Source organism: Streptomyces sp. NPDC005485 (assembly GCF_040606085.1).
Classification (GTDB): domain Bacteria; phylum Actinomycetota; class Actinomycetes; order Streptomycetales; family Streptomycetaceae; genus Streptomyces.
In genome coordinates, this window is sequence record NZ_JBEXDZ010000191.1 from 1 (window position 1) to 16,531 (window position 16,531).

General features: G+C 69.5%; 11 protein-coding genes and 1 tRNA gene. 6 read left to right on the forward strand and 6 right to left on the reverse strand.

Annotation, left to right across the window (positions count from 1 at the left end):
* Positions 1-113: 113 nt before the first annotated feature.
* The 3 genes from ABZS97_RS38610 to ABZS97_RS38620 form a co-directional block, all read right to left on the reverse strand.
* Complete coding sequence (locus ABZS97_RS38610; protein ID WP_356146192.1) at positions 114-533, reverse strand: roadblock/LC7 domain-containing protein; 420 nt, start codon at positions 531-533, stop codon at positions 114-116.
* Complete coding sequence (locus tag ABZS97_RS38615) at positions 530-2,557, reverse strand: nitrate- and nitrite sensing domain-containing protein (protein ID WP_356146194.1); 2,028 nt, start codon at positions 2,555-2,557, stop codon at positions 530-532. Before ABZS97_RS38615 ends, ABZS97_RS38610 begins: the two co-directional genes overlap by 4 nt.
* Before the next feature lie 339 nt (positions 2,558-2,896).
* Positions 2,897-2,981, reverse strand: a tRNA-Leu gene (locus ABZS97_RS38620).
* 142 nt (positions 2,982-3,123) lie between these two features.
* Between ABZS97_RS38620 and ABZS97_RS38625 the strand changes: the two genes are divergently transcribed.
* On the forward strand, positions 3,124-4,455 hold the full coding sequence (locus tag ABZS97_RS38625) for a DUF2254 domain-containing protein (protein ID WP_356146197.1): 1,332 nt from the start codon (positions 3,124-3,126) through the stop codon (positions 4,453-4,455).
* A 110-nt stretch (positions 4,456-4,565) separates the two neighbouring features.
* On the opposite strand, the gene ABZS97_RS38630 is transcribed toward ABZS97_RS38625, so the two are convergent.
* From ABZS97_RS38630 to sucC, 3 genes are all read right to left on the reverse strand, one after another.
* Positions 4,566-6,122 carry an aldehyde dehydrogenase family protein gene (locus ABZS97_RS38630; protein WP_356146200.1) on the reverse strand — a complete coding sequence of 519 codons (1,557 nt, stop codon included), beginning with the start codon at positions 6,120-6,122 and terminating at the stop codon, positions 4,566-4,568.
* Positions 6,123-6,294: 172 nt separating this feature from the next.
* Positions 6,295-7,194 (reverse strand): succinate--CoA ligase subunit alpha, encoded by a 900-nt coding sequence (sucD, locus tag ABZS97_RS38635; RefSeq protein ID WP_356146203.1) that lies wholly within the window; start codon positions 7,192-7,194, stop codon positions 6,295-6,297.
* 11 nt (positions 7,195-7,205) lie between these two features.
* Positions 7,206-8,336 carry an ADP-forming succinate--CoA ligase subunit beta gene (gene sucC / locus ABZS97_RS38640; protein ID WP_356146208.1) on the reverse strand — a complete coding sequence of 377 codons (1,131 nt, stop codon included), beginning with the start codon at positions 8,334-8,336 and terminating at the stop codon, positions 7,206-7,208.
* A gap of 144 nt (positions 8,337-8,480) precedes the next feature.
* Here sucC and ABZS97_RS38645 point away from each other — a divergent pair, with 144 nt between their 5' ends.
* The 5 genes from ABZS97_RS38645 (at position 8,481) to ABZS97_RS38665 (ending at position 16,494) form a co-directional block, all read left to right on the forward strand.
* Positions 8,481-10,175 carry a thiamine pyrophosphate-binding protein gene (locus tag ABZS97_RS38645; protein WP_356146215.1) on the forward strand — a complete coding sequence of 565 codons (1,695 nt, stop codon included), beginning with the start codon at positions 8,481-8,483 and terminating at the stop codon, positions 10,173-10,175.
* A gap of 1 nt (position 10,176) precedes the next feature.
* A complete protein-coding gene (gene frc, locus ABZS97_RS38650; RefSeq protein WP_356146220.1) occupies positions 10,177-11,418 on the forward strand; it encodes a formyl-CoA transferase in 1,242 nt (413 codons plus the stop codon).
* 3 nt (positions 11,419-11,421) lie between these two features.
* Positions 11,422-13,566, forward strand: coding sequence for an acetate--CoA ligase family protein (locus tag ABZS97_RS38655; RefSeq protein ID WP_356146224.1), 2,145 nt, complete (start codon positions 11,422-11,424; stop codon positions 13,564-13,566).
* Between the two features lie 122 nt (positions 13,567-13,688).
* Complete coding sequence (locus tag ABZS97_RS38660; protein ID WP_356146227.1) at positions 13,689-15,077, forward strand: OFA family MFS transporter; 1,389 nt, start codon at positions 13,689-13,691, stop codon at positions 15,075-15,077.
* A 1-nt stretch (position 15,078) separates the two neighbouring features.
* Complete coding sequence (locus tag ABZS97_RS38665) at positions 15,079-16,494, forward strand: OFA family MFS transporter (RefSeq protein WP_356146230.1); 1,416 nt, start codon at positions 15,079-15,081, stop codon at positions 16,492-16,494.
* Positions 16,495-16,531: the final 37 nt, after the last annotated feature.

Sequence of the window (16,531 nt, forward strand, 5' to 3'; positions counted from 1 at the left end):
GCTAGCAAGAGCACGCAAACAGCCTACGGCGCCCGGGGCGGGAGCACGGCCGCCCGGGCCCTCCCCCGTTGTCTTCCTTGCGGTTGGCTCGCGTCGCTCGACCACGCCCCGCGCTACCGTGCGCCCACGGGCGCGGAGTGGAGTTCGCGTACCAACCGCGGGGTGAGCAGTTCGCCTGCGCGGTCGGCGAGGACGGACATCTCGTAGCCGACCAGGCCGACGTCGCAGCCCTCGGCGGCGAGGACGCCGAGGCAGCTTCCGTCGCGGATGCGACCGACCATGAGGAAGCCCCCGAACATTTCGATCATGACGAGTTTCATGCCTCGGAAGCCGTGTGTCGTCGACGCGTTCTGGGCGAGGCTGGTGATACCGGAGACGACGGCGGCGAGGTGGTCGGCGCGATCTCGGTCGAGGCTGTCCGAGGCGGCCATGAGCAGGCCGTCGGAGGAGACGGCGACGGCGTCGGTGACGCCGTCGGTGGTGCGTGTGAACTCCGAGATGAGCCAGCCGAAACTCTGGACGGCAGTGGTCACGATGACGCTCCTTGAGTGGCGGTTCGGGCTTCGGCACGAGCGACACCTGCTCTGAAGCCGTTGAGCAGGGAGGAGACCGCGGGCCGGGCGGGCGGAGCCGGGACTGAGGGGTTCTCCGCGGGGGCGAGCAGGCGCCCGGGGAGGACGAGCAGTGCGGACAGGCCGCCGCCGGTGGTGTCGAAGAGCTGGACCTGGGTGCCTTCACCGAGGCGATGGGCGAGCCGGCCGACGACGAGGTGGCCGAGGAACCGGGTGGGCGCGGCGAGGAGGGCCTCCTCCCCTGAGTCGGAGAAGCGGGCGTGGGCGCGTTCCCTGTCGGCTTCGGACATGCCGACGCCGTGGTCGACGACGGCGAAGCAGTACGTGTCGTCCGGGGCGTCGTACCAACCGTGCACCTCGACCGGTTCGGTCGGGGGCGAGAAGGTCAGCCCGTTCTCGATGAGCTCGGCAAGGAGGTGGACGACATCCGCGACGGCGTGCCCGCGCACCCGCACCGGCTCCACGGTCGCGATCAGCACCCGCCGGTACTGCTCGACCTCGGCGACCGCGGACTGGACGACTTCCAGGCTGCCGGCCGGCGCCGCCGTGGGCCGCGGAGGGTTCTGCCCGGCCAGTACCAGCAGATTTTCGGCGTTGCGCCGCATCCGGGTGGCGAGATGGTCGAGCTCGAAGAGCTCGGCGAGGGCGTCCGGGTCGAGTTCCTGCTGTTCCAGGCGAGTGATGAGGCCGAGCTGCCGGCGTACGAGGTTCTGGTTGCGGCGGCCGAGATTGGCGAGCGATTCGGTGGTGATGCGGCGCAGGCCGGCCTGCTGGGCGGCGAGGTGCAGGGCGGTGCGTTCCACCTGGTGCAGGGAGGCCGCGACCTTGGTGATCTCGGCCGCGCCGCCCAGCAGTTGCGGATCGGGGGCGTCCTGGGCGTCCCCTGCGAGGAGAAGCTCTTCCTGGCCCGGTGGGGCCTGCTGGATGCGGGCGACGGTCGCGGGCAGCCGGTGTGTTGCCACGTCGTGGGCGGCCTCGGCGAGCGCGCCGAGCGGGCGGGTGAGGGAACGGGAGGCGAAAGCGGCGAGGCCCGCGAGGAGTGCGGCCACCAGCGCTCCCGAGACGAGGTACGCGGTGAGGCCCGTCTCGGCGTCATGGCTGCGCCGGTCGGCCCGGTCCCGCACATCGTCACCGACGGACCGCTGGACGGCGTACAGATCGTCGACGAGTACGGTCATCGCGTCCCACCAGGTGCCGGCGTCCACGCGAAGGACGGAGCCGTCGGCGGCGTCCTCCGCCCGGTTCTCGTAGGCGGTGGCGCGCTCGGCGTCCTCGGTTCCGAAGGCGCGTTCCAGAGCCGCGCGCTGGGGTGCGGTGGCGACCTGCCTGAATCGGTCCAGGGCGGCGACGCGCGTGGCGCGTACCTCGGTGAAGGAGAGGTACTCGCGGCCGTGGAAGGCGCCGTCGGCGAACACGCCGTTGAGAAGGCCGCGTTCGAGAGCTACGGATTCCTTGGCCGCGGCGAGCTCTCTCAACGCCGCGAGCCCGTCGCGCAGTTGACTGTCCGAACCCGTCGCTGTCTCTGCCACCGGGTCGACGGCGTTGAGGGCGCCGACGGCGGTGGTGTAGAAGCTGAGGGTCGCGGCGCGGTCAGCGGTGCCCCCGTCGGTGGCGGCGCGAACGACGGCCAGCCGACCCAGGTGCCGTCGGACGACACCCTCGACGGCGACATCCCGGCGCATTCCGTGCAGCGCCGTGTCAACGCGCTTGCGGGTGGCGGCCAGCGTTGCGCGGAACTCCCGCTCACCGCCCAACAGGCCGTTGGTCAGGCCGCGTTCGCGTTGAAGCTGGTGCACCAGGGCCTGGATCCGCAGGCTCAGGCCGACCTCGGTACGGGTCGTCCGGGCGTCGGCAAGGGCCTCGGCGCGGCCCTGCACGGCGAGACCGGCCACCGCCAGCAACAGACAGATCGGCACCGTGATGACCACCGCGACCCGGCCCCTGACGCTGCGCCAGCCAGGCACCGGCCGACGGCCGGGAGCCACTCGGTCACGGTGGCGGCGCATTGAACTCCCCTTGCGCAACCTGCCCTTGCCGATTGCGCCAAGCCTGCCGAGCAACGACCGTGCCGACTCCCACACCCTCATACTCACGAAGCTAGTCCGACCACCCCGCCAGGCGGTTTCCGACCTGTTAGGCCGCGTGGGAAGTTCGGTTGCGCCGCCCTCACACCGCAGTCCGGGTGACTGTGACCATGCACGTGTGGGAGGGCGCACTGTCTGGCCTCGTCGATGACGACCAGGTCGACGAGGGCGGGCCCGAACACGAAAAACGGATGGTCCTGACCGAGACTCGGTCAGGACCATCCGTATATGTCGAGAAAGTGTCCGAGGGGGGACTTGAACCCCCACGCCCGATAAAGGGCACTAGCACCTCAAGCTAGCGCGTCTGCCATTCCGCCACCCGGACTAGGTGTCTGCCGCCTGGCCGGGGGTGTTCCCCGCGGCGACATGCACAACAATACCAAGGTTTCGGGGTGGCTTTCACCTGCGTATCCGGGCCTCCGGAGCGGGTCCGCGGGACACGGCGGGGGCGCACATAGAGTCTCACCATGGGTGACTGGATGACTACGGGAGGCCCCCGTGCGGGGCGGCGGCCGAGGGCGTTGTCGCCGTTGCGGGAGCATCTTCGCGACACGTTCTGGTTCGCGCCCACCGCGGCGATGGTGCTGGTGGGCGTGGCCTGGACGGTGGCGGCGGACCTCGACACCGAGATCGTCGAGGCGTTGCAGGACGCCGGGGACTACGACGCGGTCAAGGAGCTGCTGCGCTTCGCGGACGACGCGAAGACCGTGGTCACCGTGGTCAGCTCGGCGATGATGACGTTCATCGGTGTGGTGTTCAGCATCTCGCTGGTCGCCGTGCAGATGGCGAGCGGGCAGTTCAGTCCACGAGTGGTGCGGATCTTCGTACGGAGCAGGATCACCAAGGCCACCTTCGCCGTGTTCCTGGCGACCTTTCTGCTGTCGCTGCTCGTCCTGACGTCGTACGACGGAGAGCCGGACCCCCGGCTGGTGACGTCCGTGCCCCTGGTGCAGTCGATCATGACGCTGTTCATGGTGGCGTTGAGCCTGCTGCTCTTCGTGATGTACGTGAACCAGACGTTGCGCCTGATGCGGGTGGGGCACGTGGTCGACCGGATCACCTCGGAGTCGTTCCGGGTGGTGCAGCACATGCCGGCCGCTCTCGCCCTGGGCGCGGCGGAGGACCTCGGGCCCGAGACGGCGCAGGTGGCGCACCAGGGGCGCGCGGGAGTGCTGCGGGATGTGAACATCGCGCGGCTGGTGCGTGCGGCGCGACAGCAGGGGGTCGTGCTGCGGCTGATCCCACGGATCGGGGACTTCGTGGTGCCGGGGACCCCGGTGCTGGCCGTGCACGGCGGGCCCGCTCCCTCCCGGCGGGCGCTGCGCTACACGGTGTCCGTGGGCGTCGAGCGCACCTTCCACCAGGATCTCGGGTTCGGGCTGCGGCAGCTGTCCGACATCGCGCTGCGCGCGTTGTCACCCGCCGTGAACGACCCGACGACGGCCGTGCAGGCCCTGGACCGCATCGTGCAGTTCCTCGCCGCGCTGGCCCGCAGACCGCTCGACACGTCGCTGCACCGCGATCGGCAAGGAGCCGTGCGGCTGGTGCAACCGGTGCCGGGCTGGACCGAGTTGGTGGATCTCGGGTTCGCCGAGATCCGGGGATGCGCGGCGCAGAGTCCGCAGGTCACCCGGCGCATGATGGCCGGCCTCGACGATCTGTTGCCGGCCGTCGCCGAGGAGCGCCGTGAGCCGCTGCTGCGCCATCGCGAGCTGCTGGTGCAGGCCGTGGAGAGGACGGTCACGGAGGCGGCCGACCTCGCCTTCGCCCTGCTCCCCGACCGGCAGGGCATCGGATAGGCCCCGTGGCTGTCGTGTGGTCGCCACGGGGTCACATCGCGGTGGAGTGGGGCGCGTCCCGTTCGTCGCCCGGCGGGCGACGCCCCGGGAGGGTGCCGCCCGCCCGCGGCTCACGGGATGAGCTGGTAGTCCGGGAAGTTGCCGGGCAGCCGCTCGCCCTCGGGGCCCTGGGTGACGGCGCGCACCAGTAGTTCGCCGCCGACGAAGGCGCCGCGCCAGGACGCGCCGAAGCCGCCGAAGAGCTCGTCCCGGTCGCCGCGGGAGCGGGGCTTGCCGCGGCCGACCTTGAACGCGCGGATCTGCGGGGCCAGCCGGTCGTAGGTCGCCTCGTCGTCGGTGGAGAGGGTGGCGACGAGAGCGCCGTTCGACGCGTTCATGGCGGCGAGCAGCTCGGCCTCGGTGTCGACCAGGACGATGGTGTCGACCGGGCCGAAGGGCTCCGCGTGGTGCAGCGGCGAGGACGACGGCGGGTTCAGGAGCGTGACGGGCTGGACGTACGCCGAGGTGTCCTGGCCGGGCAGGAAGCGGGCGTCCGACAGCTTGCCGCGGTGCAGCGGGACGGCGCCCCGGCTGACGGCCTCGGCGACCTGGTCGTGCAGCTCCTTCGACTTGGCCGCGTTGATCACCGGTCCGAAGTCCAGCTCGGGGAACGGGTCCTCGGGGTGCTCGACGGCGAGCGGGTGCCCCACTCGCAGGGTGCGCACGGCCGGGAGGTACGCGGCGAGGAACTCGTCGAAGAGGTCGCGCTGGACGACGAAGCGCGGGTAGGCCGTGCAGCGCTGCTTGCCGTAGTCGAAGAGCTTGGGGATGACGGCCGTGAGAGCGTCCCAGTCGTTGTAGTTCCAGATGCCCCAGGTGTTGAGTCCCTCCTGTTCGAGTACGTGTCGTTTGCCGAGGTCGGCGACGGCGGTGGCCACGGCGGCGCCCGTGTCGCGGCCGCCGACGAAGGAGACGCAGCCGATCTCGGGTGCGCGCACGAGCGCCTCCGACAGCTCGCCGCCGCTGCCGCTGACAAGGGTGACGGGGATTCCCTCGCGGGCGGCGAGCGCACTGGCCAGGGTGAGACAGGCGACGCCGCCGTCGGTCGGGGTCTTGGCGATGACCGCGTTGCCTGCCAATGCCTGTACCAGCATTGCGTGAACGAGCACGCTCATCGGGTAGTTCCAGCTCGCGATGTTGGACACCGGGCCGTCGAGCGGGGTGCGCCCCTCGACCATGGGCTCGATGCCGTCGACGTACCAGCGCACGCCGTCGATCGCCCGGTCCACGTCGGCCTGGGCGAGCCGCCAGGGCTTGCCGATCTCCCACACGAGGAGGAGGGCGAGCAGTTCGCGGTGCTCGGTGAGTGCGTCGAGGGTCGCCGCGACGCGGGCGCGGCGTTCGGCGAGGGGCACGTGGCGCCAGGCGCGGTGCTGGTCGAGCGAGGCGCGTACGGCTTCGCGGGCGGTGGCGCCGTTGAGGCGGGGCGGCCCGGCGATGGGGCTGCCGTCGACCGGGCTGGTGGCGGGCAGCGCCCGGCCGTCCGCCTGCCAGGCGGCGCCCCAGAGGTTGAGGACGCGGTCGTCGCGGAACGCCTCGGGGGCGACGGCGAGGCAGCGCTGCCAGGCGTCGGCCCAGGACGTACCGGACTTCACGACGAGTGGGGTGGAGCTGAGGATGGATGCCATCGGGTGTCTCCGCTCTCGGTGCACAGTCGGGGCGGGAGGGAGGGGCCGGCTCCTGCCGACCTGCATGGTGCACGGGCCGGCACGAGCACGGGTCGCGTACGCACAGAGGAGGGCGTCGCGCGGGTACGGAGGAACGTGGCGCGGCGGGCCGGCCCGCGGGAATCACCTCAGGTCAGCCATGAGTGCCGGCGCGCTCCGCCTCCAGCCGGGCCAGGACCAGTTCCGCGGTCTCGGTCGGGGTCCCTCCGACCCTGACGCCGACGGCCTCCAGCGCTTCCTTCTTGGCGGCCGCGGTGCCGGAGGAACCCGACACGATCGCGCCCGCGTGCCCCATCGTCCTGCCCTCGGGCGCGGTGAATCCGGCGATGTAGGCGACGACAGGCTTGGTGACGTGGTCGCGGACGTATGCGGCCGCGCGTTCCTCGGCGTCACCGCCGATCTCTCCTATGAGGACGATGAGTTCGGTGTCGGGGTCGTCCTGGAACGCGGCCAGGCAGTCGATGTGCGTGGTGCCGACGACGGGGTCGCCGCCGATGCCCACACATGTCGAGAAGCCGATGTCGCGTAGTTCGTACATGAGTTGGTAGGTGAGTGTGCCCGACTTGGACACCAGGCCGATGCGCCCGGGCTTGGTGATGTCGGAGGGGATGATGCCCGCGTTGGACTGGCCCGGAGTGATCAGTCCCGGGCAGTTGGGTCCGATGACACGGGTGCCCTGCGCGGCGGCGTACGCGTGGAAGGCGACCGAGTCGTGCACCGGGATGCCTTCGGTGATGACGACCGCGAGGCCGATCCCGGCGTCGGCGGCCTCGACAACGGCCGCTTTGGCGAAGGCGGGTGGCACGAAGACGACCGTGACGTCGGCGCCGGTCGCCGCCATGCCCTCGCGGACCGAGCCGAAGACGGGTACGGCCCGGTCGTCGAAGTCGACGCCGCGTCCCGCCTTGCGCGGGTTGACGCCGCCGACGACATCCGTGCCGGCCGCGAGCATGCGACGGGTGTGCTTCATGCCCTCTGCGCCGGTCATGCCCTGGACGAGGACCTTGCTCTCCTTGCTGAGGAAGATGGCCATGTCCTGCTCCTTCAGCCGGCGTGGGCGAGTCGGGCGGCACGGCGCGCGGCGCCGTCCATGGTGGTGACCTGCTCGACGAGCGGATGCGCGCGCTCCTCGAGGACCGCGCGGCCGCGTACCGCGTTGTTGCCGTCGAGGCGGACCACGAGCGGCTTGGTCAACTGGACGGCTTCCAGGGCCTGCACGATGCCGTCGGCGACCGCGTCGCAGGCCGTGATCCCGCCGAAGACGTTGACGAAGACCGACTTCACGGCCGGGTCGGAGAGGATGACGGACAGGCCGTCGGCCATGATCTGGGCGGAGGCTCCGCCGCCGATGTCGAGGAAGTTGGCGGGACGGGCGCCGCATCCCGCGACGACGTCGAGCGTCGACATGACCAGGCCCGCTCCGTTGCCGATGATGCCGACCTCGCCGTCCAGCTTGACGTAGTTGAGCCCCTTAGCCGCGGCTGCCGCCTCCAGCGGGTCGCCGTGTTCGGCCTCGTCACCTCCCCAACGTGCCTGACGGAAGCGGGCGTTGTCGTCGAGGGTGACCTTGCCGTCCAGGGCGAGGATCTGCCCCTGTGCCGTACGGACCAGGGGGTTGACCTCGACGAGTACGGCGTCCTCGCGGGTGAGCACCTCCCAGAGCCGCACGAGGACGTCGACGGTCTGCGGGGGCAGGCCCGCGGCTTCGGCGATCGCGGCCGCCGTCGCCGTGGTGACGCCTTCAGCGGGGTCGATCGGGATGCGGGCGACGGCCTCGGGCCTGCTCGCGGCCACCTCCTCGATCTCCATGCCGCCCTCGGCGGAGGCGATCGCGAGGAAGCGGCCGGCGGTGCGGTCGAGGACGTAGGAGACGTAGAACTCGCTCTCGATGGCGACCGGTTGGGCCAGCATGACCTTGCCGACGGTGTGGCCCTTGATGTCCATGCCGAGGATCTGGCGTGCGGTCAGTTCGGCGGCGGCCGGGTCCGCGGCGAGCTTCACACCGCCCGCCTTGCCGCGGCCTCCGGTCTTCACCTGCGCCTTGACGACGACACGGCCGCCGAGCCTGCGGGCGATCTCGCGTGCCTCCTTGGGCGAGTCCGTGACCTCGGCCCTCGGCACCAAGATGCCGTGTTCCTCGAAGAGTTGCCTTGCCTGGTGCTCGTACAGGTCCATTCCGGCTCCTGACTCAAAAGTGCCGCACGCCCCCTGGACACCACCCACCGGATGCGGGATAACAAGCTTCATACAGTATTCGTCGACTGTATGCAATGTACCGCGAGAGCGTTCCACCCCCCTACGAAGGGACAGGACTTCGCCATGCCTGACGACAGCAGCGACAGGAACCAAGCCCTCATCTCCGGTGGGCATCTGGTCGCCAAGGCACTCAAAGCGGAGGGTGTGGAGGTCATCTACACCCTGTGCGGCGGCCACATCATCGACATCTACGACGGCTGCGTCGACGAGGGCATCGAGGTCGTCGACGTCCGCCACGAGCAGGTCGCCGCGCACGCCGCCGACGGTTACGCACGCATCACCGGGAAGCCAGGATGCGCGGTCGTCACGGCGGGTCCCGGCACGACCGACGCCGTGACCGGTGTCGCCAACGCCTTCCGCGCGGAGTCCCCGATGCTGCTGATCGGCGGCCAAGGGGCGCACACGCAGCACAAGATGGGGTCCCTCCAGGACCTGCCGCACGTCGACATGATGACGCCGATCACCAAGTTCGCGGCGACGGTGCCGGACACGGCGCGCGCGGCCGACATGGTCTCGATGGCGTTCCGCGAGTGCTACCACGGAGCGCCCGGCCCCTCCTTCCTGGAGATCCCGCGCGATGTGCTGGACGCAAAGGTGCCGGTGGACAAGGCCCGGATCCCCGCCGCCGGCCAGTACCGCGCATCGACCCGTTCGATCGGCGACCCCGAGGCGATCGAGAAGCTCGCCGACCTGCTCGTGCACGCCGAGAAGCCCGCGATCCTGCTGGGCAGCCAGGTGTGGACGACCCGGGGCACCGCGGCCGCCATCGACCTCGTCCGCACCCTCAACATCCCCGCCTACATGAACGGCGCCGGACGCGGCACCCTGCCTCCCGGGGACCCGCACCACTTCCAGCTCTCGCGCCGGTACGCGTTCTCCAACGCCGACGTGATCGTCATCGTCGGCACGCCCTTCGACTTCCGCATGGGCTACGGCAAGCGGCTGTCGCCGGACGCGACCGTCGTGCAGATCGACCTCGACTACCGGACCGTCGGCAAGAACCGCGACATCGACCTCGGGATAGTCGGCGACGCGGGGCTGATCCTGAAGTCGGTGACCGAGGCCGCTTCCGGGCGCCTCAACGGAGGCGCGGCCAGGCGCAAGGAGTGGCTGGACGAGCTGCGCGCCGCCGAGCAGACCGCGATCGAGAAGCGGCTGCCCAGCCTGAGGTCCGACTCCTCGCCGATCCACCCCTACCGTCTGGTGAGCGAGATCAACGACTTCCTCACCGAGGACTCGATCTACATCGGCGACGGCGGCGACATCGTCACCTTCTCCGGTCAGGTCGTCCAGCCCAAGTCACCCGGGCACTGGATGGACCCGGGCCCCCTCGGCACCCTCGGCGTCGGCATCCCCTTCGTCCTCGCCGCCAAGCAGGCACGGCCCGACAAGGAGGTCGTCGCCCTCTTCGGGGACGGCGCGTTCTCCCTGACCGGCTGGGACTTCGAGACCCTCGTCCGCTACAACCTCCCCTTCGTCGGCATCGTCGGCAACAACTCCTCGATGAACCAGATCCGTTACGGCCAGGCCGCGAAGTACGGCCTGGAGCGCGAACGGATCGGCAACACCCTCGGCGACGTCCACTACGACAAGTTCGCCCAGATGCTGGGCGGCTACGGCGAGGAGGTCCGCGACCCCGCCGACATCGCCCCGGCGCTGCGGCGCGCCCGCGAGTCGGGCAAGCCGTCACTGATCAACGTCTGGGTCGACCCGGACGCGTACGCCCCCGGAACCATGAACCAGACGATGTACAAGTGAGGTGACCCAGGTGACCACCAAGGCACTTGAAGGCATCCGCGTCCTCGACATGACGCATGTCCAGTCCGGACCCTCCGCGACCCAGCTGCTCGGCTGGCTCGGCGCGGACGTCGTCAAGGTGGAGGCGCCGACCGGAGACATCACGCGCGGGCAGCTGCGCGACCTCCCGGACGTCGACTCCCTCTACTTCACGATGCTCAACTGCAACAAGCGGAGCATCACCCTCAACACCAAGACCGAACGCGGCAAGGAGATCCTCACCGAGCTGATCCGGCGCTCCGACATCATGGTCGAGAACTTCGGACCGGGCGCGGTCGACCGCATGGGCTTCACCTGGGACCGCATCCAGGAGATCAATCCCCGTATCGTCTATGCCTCCATCAAGGGGTTCGGGGACGGCCCGTACACCAACTTCAAGGCGTACGAGGTCGTCGCGCAGGCCATGGGCGGCTCGATGTCCACCACGGGCTTCGAGGACGGACCGCCGCTGGCGACGGGGGCCCAGATCGGTGACTCGGGCACGGGCATCCACGCCGTGGCGGGGATTCTCGCGGCGCTGTACCAGCGGGAGAACACCGGGCGCGGTCAGCGGGTCAATGTGGCCATGCAGCACGCTGTGCTCAACCTCTGCCGGGTGAAGCTGCGCGATCAGCAGCGACTGGCACATGGCCCGCTCCGTGAATATCCCAACGACGACTTCGGCGACGAGGTTCCCCGGTCCGGGAACGCGTCGGGCGGCGGTCAGCCGGGCTGGGCGGTCAAGTGCGCGCCGGGCGGCCCGAACGACTACGTGTACGTCATCGTGCAGCCCGTCGGCTGGAAGCCGCTCAGCGAGCTCATCGGACGGCCCGAACTGGCCGACGACCCCGAGTGGGCGACTCCGGCGGCACGCCTGCCCCAACTCGGCAAGATGTTCCAGCTCATCGAGGAGTGGTCCTCGACTCTCCCCAAGTGGGAGGTGCTGGAGAAGCTCAACGCCCACAACATCCCGTGCGGCCCGATCCTGTCCACCAAGGAGATCATCGAGGACGAGTCGCTGGTCGCCAACGAGATGGTCGTGAAGGTGCCGCACCCGCAGCGGGGCGAGTTCACCACCGTGGGCAGCCCGCTCAAGCTCTCCGACTCCCCCGTGGACGTGACCAGTTCACCGCTGCTCGGCGAGCACAACGAAGAGGTCTACATCGGCGAGCTCGGCCTCGGCGACGAGGAGCTGCGCCTGCTCAAGTCGAACGGAGTGATCTGAGTGATGGCCGAAGACCGGGTGCTGAGGGTGCGCACACTCCTCGACTCCGTACGGGCCGAGGGGCGCGCCGCGCTGACCGCGCCCGAGGGCAAGGTGATCGCCGACGCGTACGGCATCGCGGTTCCCGGCGAGGAACTCGCGACCGACGTCGACGAGGCGGTGGCGTACGCGGCGCGCTTCGGCGGACCCGTCGTGATGAAGATCGTCTCCCCCGACATCCTGCACAAGACCGACGCGGGCGGCGTGGTCGTCGGCGTGGAGGGCGCGGCGGACGTACGCGCCGCGTTCTGCAGGATCATCGAGAACGCGCGGGCCTACGCGCCCCAGGCGCGCATCGCCGGCGTACAGGTGCAGGAGCTGCTGCCCCAGGGGCAGGAGGTCATCGTCGGGGCGGTCACGGATCCGACCTTCGGCAAGGTCGTCGCCTTCGGGCTCGGCGGTGTGCTGGTGGAGGTCCTCAAGGACGTCACCTTCCGGCTCGCCCCGGTGGACGCCGACGAGGCGCTGTCCATGCTGGACTCGATCCGCGCGTCGGAGATCCTGCGCGGGGTGCGCGGCGCGCCGGCCGTGGACCGCTGGGCGATCGCCGAGCAGATCCGCCGGGTCTCCGAACTCGTCGCGGACTTCCCGGAGATCGCCGAGGTGGACCTGAACCCGGTGATCGCCACTCCCCAGGGTGCGGTCGCGGCGGACATCCGCGTGATCCTCGCGCAGTCGCTCCCCAAGGAGCGGCGCAAGTACGGCCGCGAGGAGATCCTCACCTCGATGCGCCGGCTGATGCAGCCCTCGTCGGTCGCCGTGATCGGCGCGTCCAACGAACAGGGCAAGATCGGCAATTCGGTGATGCGCAACCTCATCGACGGCGGCTTCGCCGGGGAGATCCATCCGGTGAACCCCAAGGCCGATGACATTCTGGGCCGCAAGGCGTACAAGAGTGTCACGGACGTTCCCGGTGAGGTGGATGTGGCGGTCTTCGCGATTCCCGCCAAGTTCGTGGCCTCGGCCCTGGAGGAGGTGGGACGCAAGGGGATCCCCAACGCCGTACTGATCCCCTCCGGGTTCGCGGAGACCGGTGAACACGCCCTGCAGGACGAGATCGTGGCCATCGCCGAACGGCACGGCGTCCGCCTCCTCGGGCCGAACATCTACGGCTACTACTCGACGTGGCACGACCTCTGTGCCACGTTCTGCACGCCGTACGACGTGAAGGGCGGCGTCGCGCTGACCTCGCAGTCCGGCGGCATCGGGATGGCCATCCTGGGTTTCGCGCGCACTACGAAGACGGGTGTTTCGGCGATCGTCGGGCTCGGCAACAAGTCGGACCTGGACGAGGACGACCTGCTCACCTGGTTCGGCGAGGACCCGCACACCGAGTGCATCGCCATGCACCTGGAGGACCTCAAGGACGGCCGCGCCTTCGTGGAGGCGGCCCGGGCGACGGTTCCCAAGAAGCCGGTCGTGGTCCTCAAGGCGGGCCGTACGGCGGCGGGCGCCAAGGCCGCGGGATCCCACACGGGTGCGCTCGCGGGCGACGACGCCGTCTACGACGACATCCTCAAGCAGGCGGGTGTCATCAGGGCTCCGGGACTCAACGACATGCTGGAGTACGCGCGCGCGTTGCCGGTTCTTCCCGCTCCGCGGGGTGACAACGTCGTGATCATCACCGGGGCCGGCGGCAGCGGTGTCCTCCTGTCGGACGCGGTGACCGACAACGGACTGTCCCTGATGGAGATACCGCCGGACCTGGACGCGTCCTTCAGGGAGTTCATCCCGCCCTTCGGAGCCGCGGGCAACCCGGTCGACATCACGGGCGGCGAGCCCCCGTCGACGTACGAGGCGACGATCCGGCTCGGCCTCACGGACCCGCGCATCCACGCGCTCGTCCTCGGCTACTGGCACACCATCGTGACCCCTCCCATGGTCTTCGCCGAGCTCACCGCGCGCGTGGTGGCCGAGTTCCGGGAGCGCGGCATCGAGAAGCCGGTGGTGGCCTCGCTCGCGGGCGACGTCGAGGTCGAGGAGGCATGCCAGTACCTCTTCGAGCGCGGCGTCGTGGCGTACCCGTACACGACCGAGAAGCCGGTGGCCGTCCTCGGCGCCAAGTACCGGTGGGCGCGCGCGGCGGGCCTTTTGGGGGGCGGCTCATGAGGTGACCCGAGGGCGGGGCGGCCGACGGTGCGCGTCGGCCGCCCCGGGACCCGTGCGCACACGAAAGGCATTTGGACAGGGGGCGCTGGCCAGATCTTTCGACGCGAGGGGTGCTACGCGACATGACAACCACCGACCTATCGACATCCGCCTCCTACAGGGAGGTGACGGATCGCAACGGCCGCCTGTACCGCATCGGGGAGACCGATCGGGACATCATGGGGCGACCACGCTGGACCATGGTGCTCTTCCCATGGATCGGCATGCTGGGCATCAGCTCCTCGGAGTACGCGTTCACGTCGGCCGAGGACACCCTGCACGACGCTCATCTCTGGGGCAGTGGGCACATCTTCTGGCTGATGGGTGTCTGGATCTTCTTCCAGGCGGCCGTCGCCTTCCCTGCCGGTCAACTGCGCGAGAGCGGACGGCTGCCCGCGCGGTACGCCATGTTCCTCGGCGCGCTCGGCACGGTCATCGGCTATCTCTCGCTGGCGTTCGCGCCGCACGTGACCGTCGCGTACATCGGGTTCGGCATGTTCAGCGGGATCGGAGCCGGCCTCGTCTACGCGACCTGCGTGAACATGGTCGGCAAGTGGTATCCGGAGCGCAAGGGCGGCAAGACCGGCATGGTCAACGGCGGTTTCGCCTACGGCTCGGTGCCCTTCGTCTTCCTGTTCACCTCGTACATGGACCTGAGCAACTACCAGGGTGTCCTGGTGATGGTCGGCGTGATCTGCTGCTCGGTCGTCGCGTTCGCGGGCTGGTTCTTCAAGGATCCGCCCAAGGGCTGGTGGCCGGGGCACGTGGATCCGCTAAAGGTGTCAGACGACCCGAGGATCCGGCGGGCGCTGGAGAAGAACCCGCCCGCCGTGAAGCAGTACACCCCGAAGGAGGCCGCCCGTACACCTGTTCTTTGGATGATGTGGTTCTGTCTGCTGTGCACGGCCGGGATCAACATCTTCGGCATCGCCTTCCAGGTGCCGTTCGGCAAGGACATGGGGTTCGCCGGCGGGATCGTGGCCACGGCGATGTCCCTGAAGGCCATCGTCAACGGCACCGGGCGCGGGGTGATCGGCTGGATCTCCGACCGCTTCGGGCGCCGCAACACTCTGATCATCGTGTGTCTGGTGCTGGGTTCGGCCCAGTTCGGTGTGCTGGTCTCCGGCCAGCTGGGCAGCATGCCGTTCTTCCTGTTCTGCTCCATGGTCTCCGGGTTCGGCGGCGGCGCGATCTTCCCGCTGTTCGCCGCGATGACGGCCGACTACTTCGGTGAGAACAACAACGCCTCCAACTACGGCATGGTCTACAGCTCGAAGCTGATCTCCGGCCTCGTGGGCTCGGGCATGGGCGCGGTCGTCGTCGGCGCGTGGGACTACCACGGCGCCTTCGTGCTCGCGGGCTCCGTCGGCCTCGCCTCCGCCGTGCTGGCGCTGTTCCTGAAGGCACCGGACCGGCCGAAGACCCGCAGCATCGTCCCCAATCCGCAACCGCTCGGCGAGGAGATGGCGTGACATGACGGCAGACCCCATCGCAGCGAAGGACGCGTCGGACGGCACCGGTGCCTCGCACCCCTCATCACCCACCTACCGCGAAGTCACCGACTCCCGGGGCCGCGTCTACCGGATCGGCGAGACCGACCGGGACATCCTGGGCCACTCACGGAAGTTCATGGTGTATCTGCCGTGGCTCGCCATGATGGCCATCAGTGTCTTCGAGTACGCGTACGGCTCGGCAGAGGACACCCTGTCCCACGCACACGGCTGGACGCAGAGCAACACCTTCTGGATCCTGAGCGTCTGGGTCTTCTTCCAGGCCGGCATCGCCTTCCCGGCGGGCTGGCTGCGGGAGAAGGGCATCCTGACCGCCCGCAGGGCCATGTACATCGGCGCGGTCATGTGTCTCGTCGGATTCCTCGCCCTGTCGCACCTGAGCAACGTGCTGCTGGCCATTGTGGGCTTCGGTGTCGTCGGCGGGCTCGGCTCCGGCCTGGTGTACGCGACCTGCATCAACATGGTCGGCAAGTGGTTCCCCGAGCGCAGGGGCGCCCGGACGGGCTTCGTCAACGGCGGCTTCGCGTACGGCTCCCTGCCGTTCATCTTCATCTTCAACTACGCGTTCGACACCGCCAACTACCACCGGGTCCTCGACCTCATCGGCTGCTACGTGATGGTCGTCGTGCTGTCCTGCGCGTTCTTCTTCAAGGACCCGCCCAAGAACTGGTGGCCGGCCGACGTCGACCCGCTGACGTTCTCCGGCAACGGCAAGAGCGCGGCGAGCCTCGCCAAGAACCCTCCCGCGGTGAAGCAGTACACGCCCAAGGAGGCCATGAGGACAGGCGTGCTCCCCCTGATGTGGATCACCCTCGTCATGACCGCGGGCGTCTCCATCTTCGGGATCTCCTTCCAGGTCGACTTCGCCAAGGAAGTGGGCTTCGGCCCGCTGGTCGCCGCGTCGTCGATGGGCATCATGGCGGTCATCAACGGCGTCGGCCGTGCGGTGGTCGGCTGGCTGTCCGACACCTGGGGCCGCAAGCCGACCCTGGTGTTCGTCATCGTCGTCCTCGGGCTCGCCCAGTTCGGCGTGATCTGGGCGGGCGACGTCCGCAGCGAATGGCTGTTCCTGTTCTTCGCGTTCCTCTCCGGGTTCGGCGGCGGGGCCTTCTACCCGATGTTCGCGGCCCTGACCCCGGACTACTTCGGCGAGAACTACAACGCCACCAACTACGGGCTGGTGTACAGCGGCAAGCTGATCAGCGGCCTGTTCGGCGGCGGGCTGGGCTCGATGGTGGTCGCGGCCTGGGGCTACAACGGGGCCTACGCCTTGGCCGGCGGCATCTCGATGCTCGCGGCGGCCATCGCGCTGCTGTTGAAGCAGCCGGGGCGGACCCGGGAACCCACCCGGACTCCGCAGCCGCAGCCCACGGGCTGATTACGGCACCGAATGCAGCGACCAGGGCGGCCTTCCC